Below are 15,624 nucleotides of genomic sequence, written 5' to 3' on the forward strand. Positions count from 1 at the left end.
CGTTTCGTCGTACGTGTGCCGGACCGGCGCCGGCGGACCGCGGGGCGCTCAGGTGCTGAGCGGGATCGTCTGCCGCGGTGCTTCGAGACTGTGCCGTGCCGGGGTGCGCTGTCGAGGAGGCGCCCGTCTCCTGTGCCGTCAGGAAACGGGAAACACGTGGGAAACAGCACCGCGGTGACGGTCAGTCGGGGGTGGGGCACAGGGGCCGGAAGGGCAGGTCGGGCAGCAGGTGGGCCCAGCGGTCCGGCCCCGTGTCACCCAACAGGCGGCACACCTGGGCCTGTTGCCGCGGCACGTCGGTGTTCCAGAGCCGGACGGTGCCGTCGTTGCTGCTGCTCGCCAGGGTGCCGGGCAGCCCGGGGTCGAAGGTGACGCCCCAGACGGCGCCGGTGTGTCCGCTCAGCGTGGCGAGGTGTTCGCCGCTTCCGGGGTCCCACAGACGGATGGTCTGATCGCTGCCGCTGCTCGCGAGGGTCCTGCCGTCGGCGCTGAAGGCGAGGGAGCGCACCGAGCCGCTGTGGCCCGCGAGCGTGCGGGCCGTGGTGGGGTGCGCGAGGTTCCACAGGCGTACGGTCCCGTCGTTGGCGCCGCTGGCCAAGGTGCGGCCGTCGGGGGCGAACGCGACGGAACGCACCGAGCCGGTGTGCCCGCGCAGCACGGAACGCGGCCCGTGGCCGGGGTCGCGCACGTCCCACAGGCGGACCGTCAGGTCGTCGCTCCCGGTGGCCAGGGTGCGGCCGTCGGGGCTGAACGCGACGGTGTTGACGAAGTCCTCGTGGCCGCTGAGCGCCGCATAGGGCCTGCGCGTGGCGACGTCCCACAGGGTGGTGGTGCGATCGGCACTCGCCGAGGCGAGCAGGTGCCCGTCGGGCGAGAAGGCGACCGCGAACACCGAGCCGTCATGGCCGGTGAGGGTCGCGTCGAGGCGGCCCTTCGCCACGTCCCAGAGTCTGACGGTGCGGTCCGCGCCCGCCGAGGCGAGGAGACGGCCGTCGGGTGAGAAGGCCACGGCGAACACCGAGCCGTCGTGGCCGGTCAAGGTGGCGCGCAGCCGGTGACGGGCCATGTCCCACAGCCTGACGGTGCGGTCCGCCTCGGCGGAGGCGAGCAGGCTGCCGTCCGGTGCGAACGCCGACTGCCACGCCTCGGTGAACGGCCGGGCGGTGAGCGCCGAGCGGCCCGGGTCCCACAGCACGACGGACTGGTCGAACCCGCCGGTGGCCACGCGTTCGCCGGGTCCTGCCGCGACCGCCAGGACGTAGTCGGTGTGGCCGGACAGGGTGGTGACGAGACGGCGGTTGACGGCGTCCCACAGTTTGACGGTGCCGTCGCCGCCCGCGCTGATGACGGTGTCTGCGCCGCGGGTGAAGGTCACGGCGTTCACGTCGTCGCTGTGTCCGGTCAGCACGCCGCGCGCCGTTCCGTCGGGCAGGTCCCACAGTCTGACGGTGCGGTCGGCTCCGCCGGATGCCAGGGTGTGGCCGTCGGGGCTGAAGGCCACGCCGAGCACCTGGTCGCTGTGGCCGGTGAGGACCATGGGGGGTTTGCTGCCCGTCACGTCCCACAGGCGTACGGTGCGATCGACGGACGCCGAGGCCACGCTGTGCCCGTCGGGGCTGAAGGCGACGGCCATCACGGTGTCGTCGTGCCCGGCGAGGACGGTGCGCGCGGCCGCGTCGGGCACGTTCCACAGGCGTACGGTCCGGTCGGCGCCGCCCGACACGAGGGTCTGGCCGTCCGGGCTGAACGCGACGGAACGCACGGCGCCTTGATGGCCCGTCAGCGTCGCGACGATCCGGTGGGTCCTCGCGTCCCACAGCCGTACGGTGCCGTCGGCTCCCGCCGTCGCCAGGCGCGTGCCGTCGGCGGAGTAGGTGACGGCGGTGACCGCCCCGGTGTGGCCGCTCAGGGTGGCGGTCACCTGGTGGCTCGTGGTGTCCCAGAGCCGCACGGTGGCGTCCGAGCTCGCCGAGGCGAGGGTCGTGCCGTCGGGGCTGAACGCCACGGAGTTGACCGGTCCCGTGTGGGCGCGCAGGCGCCCGTCGAAGTACTGCGCCTGGGTGCTGAGCAGGGCGCCGCGGGCCTGCGGGGTGCGGTCGGTGCGGTAGGCGTCGGCGGCCAGCAGCATGGAGGCCTCCGGCTGTCCGGCGGCGAGCGCGCCGGAGCGCACGGCCAGGGCCTGCGACTGGGCGGTGTGGCTCTGGTCGAGGGCGCGGCGGCGCTGCTGGAAGGCGAGCGCTCCGGCGGTCACCGCGAGAGCGAGGAGACCCGCGAGGGTGGCGAGCAGGGCGCGGCGGATCCGGGTCTGGCGCCGTGCCTGGCGTGCCCCGCGCTCCTCCTCTGCCGCACAGGAGTCGAGGAACTCGCGTTCCACCGGCCCGAGTTGGTCACGGTCGACGTCGTGGCGCGAGCGGTCGCGTACGGCGGCCAGCCGGGTGCCGCGGTAGAGCAGGCTGGGGTCGCGGCCCGATCGCACCCATTGGTTCGCGGCGTCGCCGATCTGCTGGCGCATCACCAGGCCCGCCCGGTCGGCCTCGATCCAGCCGCGCAGCCGGGGCCAGGCGCGCAGGAGGGCTTCGTGGGTGATCTCCACCGTCTCGCTGCCCGCGGTGAGGAGGCGGGCGTCCACGAAGGCGTCGAGGGCGCGGGCGCCGGTCTCGGGGTCGGCCAACTGCCTTATCAGGAGCTCGCGTTCGACGGGCCGACGGGTCTGGGCGGTGTCGTCCGCCACATGGACGAGACATACCAGGAGCCGGCGGGCCGACAGTTGTTCGGCCGGGTCGAGCCTGTCGTACACCGACTCGGCGGTGCGGGCGACCGCGCCGTGGATGCCGCCCGTTGTCTCGTAGCCGGCCACGGTCAGGGTTCTGCTGGTGCGTTGCTGCCAGGTGACGAGCAGGGCGTGCCCGAGCAGGGGGAGCGAGCCGACGGAGGTGGTGGAGTCCGTTCCGAGGTCCCTCAACAGCAGTTCCACCAGGCCCGGTTCGAGGCTGAGTCCGGCGCGTTCGGCGGGTCCTGTGATGGCCTGGCGCAGTTGCGCGCCGGACATCGGGCCGAGCGCGAACAGGCCGTGTGTGAAGACCTCCACGAGGTGGGGGTCGTCCAGGCAGCGACCGCAGAAGTCGGCGCGAAGGCCGATGACGACGGCTGCGCGGGGGGTGGAGCCGTCACGGCCCCGGGTGGTGGCAAGGGCGTGCAGCACGGCGACGAAGTCGCGGCGCTCGCGGTCGCTCTCGCAGAGGGTGAAGGTCTCCTCGAACTGGTCGACGACCAGGACGAGGCCCCGGTCGTGGCCCTGCGCCGTGGAGGCGTCGAGCAGCGTGTCGGGGCGCTCGGTGAGCGCTTCGGGGGTGATCTCGGCGCCCGCCGCGCCCAGGGTGTCCGCTGCGCAGCGCAGGAGTTCCTTGAGGGGGTGGGCGGTGGGCGTGCACACGACGACGGGCCACTGGTCCGAGCCGGGCACGGGCAGCGCGCCGCGGCGCAGGGCGGGCAGCAGCCCGGCTCGGAGGAGGGACGACTTGCCGGCGCCCGAGGGGGCGACCACGGCGAGCGGCCCACGGCCCATCCGTTCGGCGAGCCGGCCGGTCAGTTCGGCCGTCGCGCTCTCGCGGCCGTAGAACCACGCGGCGTCCTGGGGTCCGTAGGCGGCGAGACCGCGGTAGGGGCACAGGGCCGTTTCGCCGGGACCGGTGTGCGCGGTGCGCGGTGCGGGGACGGCGGCCGGTTCCGGCAGGAGGCGCACGAGTGCGCCCCGCGCTTCGAGTACGTCGTCGCAACGGCGGGCGACGTCGAGGGTGGGCGGCTTGCTGCCGTTCTCGATCTTGCTGAGGTATCCCTTGCTGTAGTGGATCGAGCGGGCGAGTCCGGTGAGGGACACCTTGCGCAGGGCTCGCAGGCGGCGCAGCTCCGCTGCGAAACCGCCGGTCGTTTCGTCGTCCGTTGGCACGGGACCTACCTTTCCGTGACGGACGGGGCGTACGCCGGAAAAGGACGAACTTCGTCCGGTTCCGGTCGGCAACGGACGTGCGGGCGGGGTGCCTTCGGCGGGGTGGGTGGACGTCGTGCCGTAGCGAGAAAGCCGGGCGGCCGGAGCAACCTTCTTCCGTGCGCGCGCATCTGTGCCGACGAGTGCGGAGTTTGGACACCTTCCGGCCATTCAAGTCCGGACCATTTGTTAAATCTGCGCTTCTTGAACAGAGAAAGTCGATCTCCCTCTTTACATGCTCATGCCAGGCATAGCAGGGTTCCAGCCGGGACCTCATGGTCCCCGCGGTGCACAACAGCACCGTGCGTACGGGTGGTTGTTGAGCCGACCGCCCCCGCACCTCTAAGGACCCCCCACCGTGCGTACACCCCACATACGCAGCCTGGCGATATCCCTGGCCGTCACCACGGCCATCACCATCACGGCGGGAGGCGGGGCCACGGCCTTCGCCGCCCCCGCCGCCCAGGGGGCCACCGCCCCCGCCGCGGCCGCCGGTTTCCAGCCGGTGATCGACGCGGCCCGCGCCGCCGCCGTCGCCCACGCATCGGCCACCGGCGTCGGCAAGGACGACACACTTCAGGCCACCGACGTACTGGTCGACCCGGACGGCAAGAGCCACGTCCGCTTCGTGCGCACGCACCTCGGTCTCCCCGTCCTCGGCGGCGACCTGGTCATCCACCTCGACAAGAGATCCGCCTACACGGGCGTGACGCGCGCCCTGCGCGGGCAGGTCGCCGTGGCCACCACCAGTGCCAAGGTGACGGCCGAGCAGGCCAAGGCGAAGGCCGCCGCCACCGCCAAGGGCACCGCCGGTACCGCCCAACTCGTCGTGGACGCCCGCGCCGGACGCACCGCACTCGCCTACCAGATACAGGTGAGCAACAGCTCCACCACCGAGTCCGGCGCCCGCACCGTGGTCGTCGACGCGGCCAGCGGCGCCGTCCTCAGCAACACCCCGGCCGGCGACTCCTTCATCTCGCCCACCGTGCAGGACAAGCTCCGCAAGAGCGGCCAGAAGCTCAGCCCGTCGCTGAGCTCCCCCTCCCCCGCCCCGTTCGCCTCCTCCAAGGCGACCGGCTTCCCCGCCGCGGCCACCGGCACCGGCGCGTCCCTGTTCGTCGGCAGCGTGCCGCTGACCACCACGCAGACCGCGAAGAGCGCCTTCACGCTCAAGGACCCGAGCCGCGGCCAGACCGAGACCCGCGACGCCGGCAACAAGGAACTCCAGCAGTTCACCGGCGGCAAGGCGTTCACGAGCACCACCAACCGCTGGGGCACCGGCAAGACGAGCAACCGTGCCACCGTCGCCGTCGACGCGCAGTACGGAATCACCAGCACCCTGGACTTCTACAAGAAGACCCTGGGCCGCGACGGAATCAAGAACGACGGCGCCGGCGCCCATGCGCTGGTGCACTTCGGCAACAAGGTCGGCAACGCGTTCTGGTCCTCCGACTGCGGCTGCATGCTCTACGGCGACGGCGACGGGCAGACCTTCGCGCAGCCCCTGGTCGTCCTGGACGTCACCGGCCACGAGCTCACCCATGGCGTCGTGGACGCGACGGCCAACCTTCAGCCGACCCGCGTCGACGCCGACGACAACCAGTTCGGTGAGCCCGGCGCACTCAACGAGTCCCTTGCCGACATCTTCGGCAGCAACGTCGAGTTCGCGACCAACAACCCCAACAACCCGCCCAACTACCTGATGGGCGAGAAGCTGGGGCTCCAGCAGAAGTTCCTGCGCCGCCTGGACAAGCCGTCCCTGGACAAGCTCGAAGGCACCGTCGACTACTGGTCGAAGGCGTCGTACGACACCGAGGTCCACGCGGGTTCCGGTGTGTCCTCGCACGCCTACTACCTGCTGGCCGAGGGCAGCGGCAAGAAGACCATCAACGGCGTGGCCTACGACTCGCCCACCTATGACGGCTCCACGGTGGCCGGCATCGGACGGGACAAGGCGACGGCGATCTTCTACCGGGCGCTCACCCGGTACATGGTCTCCACGACCGACTTCCACGACGCCCGCACGGCCACGCTGAGCGCCGCCGCCGACCTCTACGGCGCGAGCAGCACCGAGTACAAGACGGTGGACAAGGCCTGGGCCGCCGTCAACGTGACCCCGGCGAACGCCCCGTCGCGCGGCTGACCCAGCACGCCGCTGCCGCCCCGCGATCCGTGGGGCGGCAGCGTCATGTCCACCACCGGCCGGCCGTGCCGGAGCTCCCCCTCACACCGGGATTCGCGTGCGGCGCGGCGTCACCTGCGGCGAGTCCTCGGCATGCGCCCGCGTCGTAGCGGTGTCAGTGTCGAATGGCCGGGGTCCGCCCGGCGCCCGCGGCCGCGAAGCCGGGCGCGGCCCGACACCCATGAGGAGTCACCAGTGCGCCACCGCATCGTTGCCGAACGGCTTCCCGACGGCATGCTCAAGGAATGGCACATGGTCCGCGGCGATGAGCGACAGTCCATGTGCGGACGCGAGGTGGCCGAGGGTGCGGAGGAGCTGTCCGACGACGCCTGGGGCACGGACCGGGCCCACCCCTTCTGCCACACGTGCGGCGCGCTGTATCTGCGCGAGGTTCCCTAGGGCCTCGCGTCGGCACCAGACTCCGCTCCCCGACCCGGCCCGACCCGGCCTGACCCGGCCCGGCCTGACCCGGACGAAAGACCCTGGCCCGCTGCACGGCGGGCGGCCGCGACCCGCCCGCCGCCGGGGCCCGCAGCGCCACGGCCGCCCCAACCGGGCCCAGCAGTCAGGAAGTTGAGGGCGTTCCCGTCCCCGGCAGGGTGCCTCCCCCGGCCGCCCGGGTGCGCGCATACGTCCGTAGGGTGGAGTCCCGCTGCCGAAAGGGACATCCATGACCGGCTCCTCGCGCGCACCCGAAATCCGAACGACCGCCGGAACCGTACGAGGCGTGCGGACGGACGGCATCGCCGTCTTCCGCGGCATCCCGTACGCCCAGCCGCCCGTCGGGCCGCTGCACCTGGCTCCGCCGGCGCCCGCCCTGCCCTGGGACGGCGTCCGCGACGCCCTCGCCTTCGGCCCCCCTCCCCCGCAGTCCCTCGCTCTCGGGTTCGGCGCCGGGCCCGAGAACCCGGGCGGCTCCGACGACTGGCTCACGGTCAACGTGTTCTCGCCCGATCCGAGCCCGGCGGTGCGGCTGCCCGTGCTGGTGTGGGTGTACGGCGGCGCCTATGTGGTGGGCTCCGCGGAGGGCCCCACCTACGACGGTTCGGCGCTCGCCCGGCGCGGAGCGGTCGTCGTGACGTTCAACCACCGGCTGGGCGCCGAGGGGTACGGCCACTTCGCGGGCGCGGTGCCCAACCGGGCGCTCCTGGACCAGGTGGCCGCCCTGGAATGGGTGCGGGACAACATCGCCGCGTTCGGCGGTGACCCGGGACGGGTCACCGTCTTCGGCGAGTCCGCGGGCGCAGGCGCGGTGGCGGCGCTGCTCGCGATGCCGAGGGCGGCGGGCCTCTTCCACCGGGCCGTGGCACAGAGTGTGCCCGGCACGTTCTTCGGTGCGGCGCTGGCCGCGGACGTCGGGGCGAGCGTGGCCGCCGAGCTCGGCCTGCCCGCGACAGCGGACGCGCTGGCTCCGGTCACGCCCGCGGCCCTGCGGGACGCGGCGGACGCGGTCCTCGGCAAGATCACTCAGTACGCGTCGCGTTGGGGCCGGATCGCCCACGCCCACCTCCCGTTCGCACCGGTGGTCGACGGCGAGGTGCTGCCCTGTACACCCTGGGATGCGCTGCGGGACGGCCGAAGCCGCGACGTCGACCTGATCGCGGGCCACAACCGGGACGAGGCGCGGCTGTTCACCGTCATGGCGGGCCGCTACGGCAAGGTCACCCAGGAGGAGGCCGACACCACACTGACCCGGTTCGCTCCGGCGCCCGGGGGTGAGGCGGCGTACCGCGCGGCCTATCCGGACGCCGACCCCACCACGATGCAGGACCTGGTCATGTCGGACTGGCTCTTCAGGATGCCGAGCCTTCAGCTGGCCGAGGCCCACGCCCTGGGCGGCGGTACCACATATGCCTACGAACTGGCATGGTGCGCACCCACGTTGGGCGGGGTGCTCGGTGCCTGCCACGGCCTGGACGTGCCCTTGGTGTTCGGCAACCTGCGCGGTGGGATCGCCACGGTGGCGCTCGGCGAGGAACCGCCGGCCGAGGCCGGAGTGGTCTCGGACGCCATGAGCGGCGCGTGGGCCGCGTTCGCGGCCGACGGCGACCCCGGCTGGGCCCCCTTCCGCACCGGTGAACGGCTGACGCGCGTGTTCACCGCCGAGCCGCACACCGTGCCCTACCCGCAGGAGGCCTCACGCAGGATCTGGGCGGGACACGGCTTCGCGGCCATGGAGTTGGCCGCCGGGACGGATCCCGCGCCCGCTTCCTGAGCGCCACCGGCCCAGGGGCGCGCCGTGCCCGGCCGGGTCCACGGACGTCCGGATGGTTGCGGGGAGTATGTCCGGGGCGCGCCGGGTACTCGCGTCCGGCAGATGCGGTTCGGCTCGCGGCGGCAGGAGGCAGTTCATGAGCAGCACGGTGCAGGGCCCCGGGCCGGGGCCGCGAACCATCACGACCTCCGTGCCGGCCAGGCTGGACCGGCTCCCGTGGTCGCGCTGGCATTGGATGATCGTGATCGGCCTCGGCACCGTGTGGATCCTGGACGGGCTCGAAGTCACCGTCGTCGGAAACATCGCGAGCCGGCTCTCGGAACACGGTAGCGGGCTCGCGATCTCCGACGCCCAGGTCACCGGCCTCGGCGCCGCGCTGTATGTCGCGGGCGCCTGCTTCGGGGCGCTGTTCTTCGGCTGGCTCACCGACCGGTTCGGACGCAAGAAGCTGTTCCTGGTCACCCTCGCGGTGTATCTCGCCGCCACCGCGATGACCGCGCTGTCCTTCACCGCCTGGTGGTTCTTCCTGTTCCGCTTCCTGACCGGCTTCGGTATCGGCGGCGAGTACGCGGCCATCAACTCCGCCATCGACGAACTGATCCCGAGCAAGTACCGGGGACGGGTGGACCTCATCATCAACGGGAGCTACTGGCTGGGCGCGATGGGTGGTGCGCTGCTCTCCGTCCTCGCCCTCAATACCGATCTGCTGCCCAAGGATGTGGGCTGGCGGCTCACGTTCGCCCTGGGTGTGGTGCTCGGTCTCGTCATCCTTCTGGTGCGCCGGCACGTGCCGGAGAGCCCGCGGTGGATGTTCATCCACGGCCAGGAGGACGGCGCCGAGAAGCTGCTGGAGGATGTGGAGCACACGGTGGAGGAGGAGACCGGCGAGCGGCTTCCCGAGCCGGGGAGCTCCATCACCATCGAGCAGCGCACGAGCGTCGGCTTCCTTGAGATCGCCAAAACTCTCTTCCGCTCGTACCCCAAGCGCGCGGTGCTGGGCTTCGCCCTCTTCATCGGGCAGGCGTTCCTCTACAACGCGATCACGTTCGGGTTCAGCTCGATCCTGGTGAAGTTCTTCGACGTGTCGAGCGGCACCACCGGCTACTTCTTCGCCGTGATCGCCTTCGGCAACTTCCTCGGCCCGCTGCTGCTGGGCAAGCTGTTCGACACGGTCGGGCGGCGCAAGATGATCGCCGGGACCTATGTGCTGTCGGGTGTGCTGCTCTTCGTCACCGCGTGGTTCTTCGCGCAGGGCTGGCTGAACGCGACCACCATGACGGCGTGCTGGTGTGTGGTGCTGTTCTTCGCGTCGGCGGGTGCCAGTTCGGCGTACCTCACGGTGAGTGAGATCTTCCCGATGGAGACCCGTGCGATGGCGATCGCCTTCTTCTACGCCATAGGGACGGCCGCGGGCGGCATCTCGGGGCCGCTCGTCTTCTCCACCCTGACGTCCAGCGGGGTGGTCGGCGACGCCGTCCTCGCCTTCAGCATCGGGGCGGCTCTGATGACGGCGGCCGGAGTGGTGGCCGCGTTCCTCGCGATCGACGCCGAGGGTAAGTCCCTGGAGGACATCGCCGCGCCGCTCTCGGCGCGGCTGGCCGCGACGGGCGAGACCACGACGCCGCCCGCGGCGCCCGCGGGGTAGACACGGCCGCCCGCCTTCGAGCGAAGGGGGCGGACAGCTTCAGGAGGGCGGCGAGCAGGAGCTCGCCGCCCTCTGTCGTGTGGAGCTCCACCGACCCCGCCATTGCGTGAGGCATTCGCCGCAGTTATAGTCTCTAACTAACGGCACGCTACATAACAACACCGGGTGCGCACACCTGCCCGGGCAGAGGGGTACGGACATGAAGCACAGCGGAAGCAACCTCCACGTGGTCCTCGGTGCGGGCCCGGCCGGCACGGCGCTCGCCACCGAGCTCGCCCACCGCGGGCACCCGGTCCGCCTCGTCGACCGGTCGGGAACAGGCCCCGCAATAAAGGGCGTTGAGCGCGTGAAGGGCGATGTCGCCACACCCGAGGGGGCGGCCGCGGCCGTTCGGGGGGCCGGGGTCGTGTACCACTGCGTCAATGTCGCCTACCAGCTCCAGGTCGACGTCATGCCCCGCATCCAGCGTTGCGTCCTGGGCGCCGTCGAGGCGCAGGGGGCGCGCCTGGTCGTACTCGACACGCTCTACCCGTACGGCGAGACCCATGGCGACGTCATGACCGAGGACACCCCGTGGCGTGCCACCACCCACAAGGGCAGGATGCGTGCCGAGCTCGACGAGAAGTACCTGGACGCGCACCGCGAGGGCCGCGCCTCGGTGGTGCTGGGCCGCTCCGCCGACTTCGTCGGGCCCGGGGTCCTGAACTCGACGCTCGGCGCGGCCGTCTTCCCGGCGGCACTGAGTGGTGGCGAGGTACTGACCCTGGGCGACATCGACCTTCCGCACAGCTACACCGACATTCGCGCGGTGGCCGGCGGGCTCGCCACGCTCGGCGAGAGCCCGCGCGGCGACGGCCGCGTCTGGCACCTGCCCACGGCGCCGACCCTGACCACCCGCGAGATCCTGGGGATGATCGAGGACCGGGTGGGCCGTCCGCTGAAGATCGTCACTCTCGACGAGCTGCGCCCCTTCGGCCCGTTCGACCAGGTCTTCGTCGACGCGTATGCCGAGATGTTCTACCAGCACACCGAGCCGCAGATCATGCACTCGGGCGCCTTCGAGGCCGCGTTCGCCGCCGAGCCCATCGCGATGAGCGACACCCTCGACGCCACGCTCGCCTGGTACCGCGGCCTGCCGGCCGAGCGCGTCTGACCGCGGCGCGGGGCCCGCTACTCGATGACGATCTCGAACGGGATGTTGCCCCGGGTCGCCTTGGAGTACGGGCAGGCGGCGTGGGTCAGCTCGACGAGCTTCGCGCCACTGTCGCCCTCCAGGTGCTCGGGGAGCTCGACGCGCATGACGACGCCGATGCCGAAGCCGCCGTCGGCGGGGTCCTTGCCGATGCCGACCTCGGCGGTCACCGAGACATCCTTGACGTCCAGCTTCAGCTGCCGGGCGACCGAGCCCATCGCGCTGGCGAAGCAGGCCGCGTACCCGGCGGCGAACAGCTGCTCGGGGTTGGTGCCCTCGCCGTTGCCCCCGAGGGCCTGCGGGAAGGCGAGCGGCAGGTCGAGCCGGCCGTCCGAGCTGACGGTGCGGCCCTCGCGGCCATTGGCGGTCGCCACTGCGGTGTAGAGCGCGTCCATGGGATCGGTTCCTCTCGTGTCCGTCCGTACGGGCCCGGAGCGACTTCGTACGGGGAGGCCGCGGACGGGCCTCGGCTGTCCGGGAGCAACTGAAGCACACAATTAAGTTGCGCACAACTAAATGGCGTGGTGCTAGTCTGGCCGCATGGTGACCACGCCCCCCGCCCGCCCGCAGGACGAGGACTTTCTGCGGCTCGACCTCCAGCTGTGCTTCTCGCTGCACGCGGCCTCGCGCGCCTTCAACGGCGTCTACCGCACACTGCTGAAGGACCTGGGTCTGACGTATCCGCAGTACCTCGTGATGCTGACGCTCTGGGAGCACGGGGAGCTGCCGGTCAAGAGCATCGGCGAGAAGCTGCGGCTCGACTCGGGGACGCTGTCGCCGCTGCTCAAGCGCCTCGAATCGGCGGGTCTCGTCGAGCGACACCGCAGCCGGGCCGACGAGCGCTCCGTCACCATCCGCCTGACGCCCCGGGGCACGGCGCTGCGCGAGCGCGCCCTCGCCGTGCCGCACCACATCGCGCGGGCCGTCAATCTCCCCCCGGAGGACTTCCACACCCTGCGCGCACTCCTGGCCACCCTCACCGAGGGCCTTGACCTGGCGCAGCGGCCGTCGGGGGCGGGTGATGACGAGGCGGTCTGCGCCGGGGACTGACCTGCCCCCCTTTGATCGGAACCGCATGACGCGATCGGGGCCGCACGACGCCCGGGACCTCACGACGCCTGGGGCCGTGCGACGCCCGGGACCCGCAGGACGAGTGGGACCGTACGACGCCCGGGACCTCATGACGCCTGGGGCCGTGTGACGCCCGGGACCCGCAGGACGAGTGGGACCGTACGACGCCCGGGACCGTACGGTGCCCGGCGGCAGTGCTGTGGGCTCCCCCCATCCCCCGGCCCATAGTCACGTGCGCGCCGCACACCCGGCGTCGTAGCCTCACTCGATGAGCGGCTTCGCGACACACCGGCAGCGGGTCCACGACGTGGGGCTCACACTTCGCGCGCGGCATGCGAGTCTGCGCACCTGCGCGGTGATGTTCGCCCCCTATGGGTTTCGCGCGACGTATCACCACCTCTGCCGCAGCGCCGGTGTGCCCGCCGTGCTGGAAGCAGACCCGCGGTCGCTGGTGCGCGCCGTCGAAGAGGTGCACGCAGCACGGCAGTTGTGGCTCACGGACCGGGCCGCGTACATCGCTCACCGCCGGCGCGAGAAGGCCGCGGGACAGCGAGACCCGTCGAGGGGCGGCCCCCGGGGGACGTTTCGCGGCGGGTCCGGCGTGTGCCTCGCTCACTGTCCCGATCCCGGGTTCCATCCCACCGACCCGCTGCCGGTGGTGGTGGCCCGCCTCTTGCGCTGCGAGGGGTCCGCCTCCTGCCCGGCGTGCGACGGGCAGGAGGGCACGACCCGCTGGAACAGCGGCTACGCCGAACACGAGCTCTGCGCACGGTGCGGAATCTCGCTCGGCTCGCGCCCCGTCGAGCGCGATGTCCGCGTGATCAGGGAACGGGACGAGCGCTGGCAGGCGATCTGGCGGCGTACGGCCTGACGCGGCGGGGCCCCCAGGAGGTCCCGGGCACGGCCCGCCGCCCGCGCGGCAGGGCTGCAACGACACGGCCGCGAACAAGGCCGCCGACGCGGGGTCGGCCCCCGCTCGACACGGTGTGGCGGCGGCCAGCATCCTGGGGACCAGGGAGGTGGGCCATGGCCGACGGTGAGACGGCGGGACCGTTCGAGGCGGCGACGGGGCAGGGGCCCGGGGTGGCCGGGGCGGACCGGGAAGCCGCCGTGCGGGCCGCGTTCGCCGGTCTGCTGCACATCCGCCGGGTGATGGAAGGACCCAACGCCCGGGGGCCGGCGCCGTGGGAGCGGCTTCAGCCGGTGCGGGCGATCGCCATCGCTTTGGAAGCCGCGGGGATCGAGCCCTCCGCCGTCGACGGGCAGGGTGTGCGGTGCGCCACCGGCTACCGCGTCAGCGCCGCCGAAGGTCGCGCGACCGCCCGCGTGGAATGGCTCGGCCCGCCCGGCAGCGGCGCCGAGTACGCGGCGGGCGAGTCCCTTCGGCGCTGCGCCGCCGTCCTGCGGCCACTCGGCTGGGTGGCCCTGGAATACCGCGGGCCACGCCGCCGCCACTACCTGGAAGTCGAACCGGCCGGGTGAGAGCGGGCCGGTTCGCGAGCCGCCGACCGCTCCCGCTAGAGTGCGATGCTTGTTCGAACGCCTGGGGACGGTGGGGGAAGCGTGAGCACACAACTGCGGGACACCGCACACGAGTTGGCGGGGCTGCTGTGGCGGGAGCACACCCTGTACCGCGAGCGGACGGGCAGTGTCGTCATCCGCGGCGCCCACGTGGAGCGCTGGATCAGCCTCTCCCCCACCGGCGGCAAGGACCAGGTGCTGATCCGCGCCGGCCGGATCCTCGAAGGCGGCACCACCGCCCCCGCCCGCTCGGAGACGGTGGCCAGCCTCACCCTCGGCATGGGTGAACTCGCCACCGTCTGCCGCAGGTTGCTCGCCGACACCGCCGCGGGTCCGGCGCCCCGCGCCACGGGGCGGCCCCCGAAAATGCCACGACCCGGCCGCCCGAAGAAGACGAAGGCGGCCGGGCGCCCCGGCAGAGCGGCGCGTATGAGCCGGCACACCGGCTTCGCCTCCTGGCTCGTCATCCTTGCCGTCGCCGCTCTCGTGGCCCTGTTCCTGCGCAATGTGACGGCGGCGCTGTGAGGACGGCCGGGCGACCGGGGCCGCTCACACGGCTTCCGCCTCCAGGATCGAGGGCAGTGACGGGGTGGGCAGGACACGGTTCAGTCTGAACCCGGACCGTGAGAACAGGTCCTCGAACTCTCTGGCCGTACGTTCCCTGCCGGTCACCAGCATCATCATGACGATGTCCAGCTCCACCGCGGGGTGCGGGTCACCGTTGTCCGGCAGCACCGAGTCGATCACCAGGAGCCGTGTGCCCGGCGTGGCCGCCTCGCGGACCGCGCCCAGGATGCGCACGCATTCCTCGTCGCTCCAGTCGTGCAGGATGCGCTTGAGCAGGTAGAGGTCCCCGCCGGACGGCACCGACGAGAAGAAGTCGCCGCCCCGCACGCTCCAGCGTCCCCGCACCTCCTCGGTGTCCAGGACGTGGTCGGACACGGTGTCCGGCCGGTCGAAGAGCACGCCGTGCAGGGCGCGTTCACGCCGCAGCACGGCGTGCAGCAGACCGCCTCTGCCGCCTCCGACATCCACCACCGTCCCCTCGGCGGGGAAGGGGTAGCTCCCCACGATGAGGTCGTCGGTGCGGCCGGACATCGAGGCCATGCCCGTGTCGAAGAGCTCCCGCTCGCCGGGCGAGACGGCCAGGTGATCGAAGAACGGGACCTGATAGGCGGCCTCGAAGGGTGTTGTCCCCGTCCGTACGGCGTCCGGGATGCCCACGGCCGCCCGGCGGAACATCTCGTCGGTGAACAACAGGGCCACCGCGTGCTGCGATCCCGGTACGTCGGTGCGCAGCGCCTGGCCGGCGTCGGTCAGACCGAAGGTGTCCTTCTCGTCCTGCGTAAAGAGGCCGTGCATCGCGAGCAGGCGCAGCACGCGCCTGAGCGAGGGGGCGTGCAGGCCGCTGTCCGCGGCGAGTTGTTCGGCGGTGCGGGGCCCGTCGGCCAGCCGGTCCGCGATGTGGTGCTCGGCCACGGCCCTGACCGCGGCCGAGTGGATGTGGCCGTACAGCAGCTGGTTCAGCGGTGAGGGGGTGAACTGGTCGGTGGGGCCGGTCGGAAGGTCCGAGCTGGTCGCCAAGGGTCCGCTCCTGTCATCACGGGGGGGCATACTCTCCCATCGTCGCAGTGTGTGGCGTGAAGCGGTGGGGATTCGGCGGGGCGGACGGGGGCCATGTGGTCTGCTGGGCACGGCGCACCTCGGTGCCGGTACCCGGACGCGCCGCCGGGAGTGCCCCGGTGCCGGCGTTCCGGCGGGGTCGCCCGTAGGCGGGCACCTGCTACAAAGGCCTTCCACCCCTTCACGACCC

At 72.2% G+C, this 15,624-nt stretch carries 12 protein-coding genes; 9 read left to right on the forward strand and 3 right to left on the reverse strand.

Annotation, left to right across the window (positions count from 1 at the left end; genetic code table 11):
* Nucleotides 1-181 precede the first annotated feature (181 nt).
* Nucleotides 182-3,946 carry a helix-turn-helix domain-containing protein gene (locus ACGFW5_RS12005; RefSeq protein WP_393834061.1) on the reverse strand — a complete coding sequence of 1,255 codons (3,765 nt, stop codon included), beginning with the start codon at nucleotides 3,944-3,946 and terminating at the stop codon, nucleotides 182-184.
* 397 nt (nucleotides 3,947-4,343) lie between these two features.
* On the opposite strand from ACGFW5_RS12005, the gene ACGFW5_RS12010 reads away from it, so the two are divergent.
* From ACGFW5_RS12010 to ACGFW5_RS12030, 5 genes are all read left to right on the forward strand, one after another.
* On the forward strand, nucleotides 4,344-6,128 hold the full coding sequence (locus tag ACGFW5_RS12010) for a M4 family metallopeptidase (protein ID WP_393834062.1): 1,785 nt from the start codon (nucleotides 4,344-4,346) through the stop codon (nucleotides 6,126-6,128).
* Nucleotides 6,129-6,362: 234 nt separating this feature from the next.
* On the forward strand, nucleotides 6,363-6,566 hold the full coding sequence (locus tag ACGFW5_RS12015) for a hypothetical protein (RefSeq protein ID WP_393834063.1): 204 nt from the start codon (nucleotides 6,363-6,365) through the stop codon (nucleotides 6,564-6,566).
* Nucleotides 6,567-6,837: 271 nt separating this feature from the next.
* The gene (locus ACGFW5_RS12020) at nucleotides 6,838-8,382 is read left to right on the forward strand and encodes a carboxylesterase/lipase family protein (protein WP_393834064.1); all 1,545 of its coding nucleotides are present in this window, start codon (nucleotides 6,838-6,840) and stop codon (nucleotides 8,380-8,382) included.
* Between the two features lie 136 nt (nucleotides 8,383-8,518).
* Complete coding sequence (locus ACGFW5_RS12025) at nucleotides 8,519-10,027, forward strand: MFS transporter (protein ID WP_393834065.1); 1,509 nt, start codon at nucleotides 8,519-8,521, stop codon at nucleotides 10,025-10,027.
* 199 nt (nucleotides 10,028-10,226) lie between these two features.
* On the forward strand, nucleotides 10,227-11,180 hold the full coding sequence (locus ACGFW5_RS12030) for an NAD-dependent epimerase/dehydratase family protein (RefSeq protein ID WP_393834066.1): 954 nt from the start codon (nucleotides 10,227-10,229) through the stop codon (nucleotides 11,178-11,180).
* Between the two features lie 17 nt (nucleotides 11,181-11,197).
* On the opposite strand, the gene ACGFW5_RS12035 is transcribed toward ACGFW5_RS12030, so the two are convergent.
* Entirely contained in the window at nucleotides 11,198-11,614 is a 417-nt protein-coding gene (locus ACGFW5_RS12035; protein WP_393834067.1) for an organic hydroperoxide resistance protein, read from the reverse strand.
* 145 nt (nucleotides 11,615-11,759) lie between these two features.
* Here ACGFW5_RS12035 and ACGFW5_RS12040 point away from each other — a divergent pair, with 145 nt between their 5' ends.
* The 4 genes from ACGFW5_RS12040 (at nucleotide 11,760) to ACGFW5_RS12055 (ending at nucleotide 14,336) form a co-directional block, all read left to right on the forward strand.
* Nucleotides 11,760-12,269: a MarR family winged helix-turn-helix transcriptional regulator gene (locus tag ACGFW5_RS12040; protein WP_393834068.1), complete on the forward strand. Its 510-nt coding sequence runs from the start codon at nucleotides 11,760-11,762 to the stop codon at nucleotides 12,267-12,269.
* Nucleotides 12,270-12,558: 289 nt separating this feature from the next.
* Complete coding sequence (locus ACGFW5_RS12045) at nucleotides 12,559-13,161, forward strand: hypothetical protein (RefSeq protein ID WP_393834069.1); 603 nt, start codon at nucleotides 12,559-12,561, stop codon at nucleotides 13,159-13,161.
* Nucleotides 13,162-13,316: 155 nt separating this feature from the next.
* A complete protein-coding gene (locus ACGFW5_RS12050) occupies nucleotides 13,317-13,772 on the forward strand; it encodes a hypothetical protein (protein WP_393834070.1) in 456 nt (151 codons plus the stop codon).
* Between the two features lie 81 nt (nucleotides 13,773-13,853).
* Entirely contained in the window at nucleotides 13,854-14,336 is a 483-nt protein-coding gene (locus ACGFW5_RS12055) for a hypothetical protein (RefSeq protein ID WP_393834071.1), read from the forward strand.
* 24 nt (nucleotides 14,337-14,360) lie between these two features.
* On the opposite strand, the gene ACGFW5_RS12060 is transcribed toward ACGFW5_RS12055, so the two are convergent.
* Entirely contained in the window at nucleotides 14,361-15,395 is a 1,035-nt protein-coding gene (locus ACGFW5_RS12060) for a methyltransferase (protein WP_393834072.1), read from the reverse strand.
* Nucleotides 15,396-15,624: the final 229 nt, after the last annotated feature.

The sequence above is a fragment of the Streptomyces sp. NPDC048416 genome, from assembly GCF_043200435.1.
Taxonomy (GTDB): domain Bacteria; phylum Actinomycetota; class Actinomycetes; order Streptomycetales; family Streptomycetaceae; genus Streptomyces.

What these genes read in the sequence shown, in the direction of transcription:
- ACGFW5_RS12045 (WP_393834069.1), top strand. Translation starts at nt 12,559, where the DNA reads ATGAGCGGCTTCGCGACACACCGGCAGCGGGTCCACGACGTGGGGCTC.
- ACGFW5_RS12030 (WP_393834066.1), top strand. Translation starts at nt 10,227, where the DNA reads ATGAAGCACAGCGGAAGCAACCTCCACGTGGTCCTCGGTGCGGGCCCG.
- ACGFW5_RS12020 (WP_393834064.1), top strand. Translation starts at nt 6,838, where the DNA reads ATGACCGGCTCCTCGCGCGCACCCGAAATCCGAACGACCGCCGGAACC.
- ACGFW5_RS12025 (WP_393834065.1), top strand. Translation starts at nt 8,519, where the DNA reads ATGAGCAGCACGGTGCAGGGCCCCGGGCCGGGGCCGCGAACCATCACG.
- ACGFW5_RS12035 (WP_393834067.1), bottom strand. Translation starts at nt 11,614, where the DNA reads ATGGACGCGCTCTACACCGCAGTGGCGACCGCCAATGGCCGCGAGGGC.
- ACGFW5_RS12040 (WP_393834068.1), top strand. Translation starts at nt 11,760, where the DNA reads ATGGTGACCACGCCCCCCGCCCGCCCGCAGGACGAGGACTTTCTGCGG.
- ACGFW5_RS12050 (WP_393834070.1), top strand. Translation starts at nt 13,317, where the DNA reads ATGGCCGACGGTGAGACGGCGGGACCGTTCGAGGCGGCGACGGGGCAG.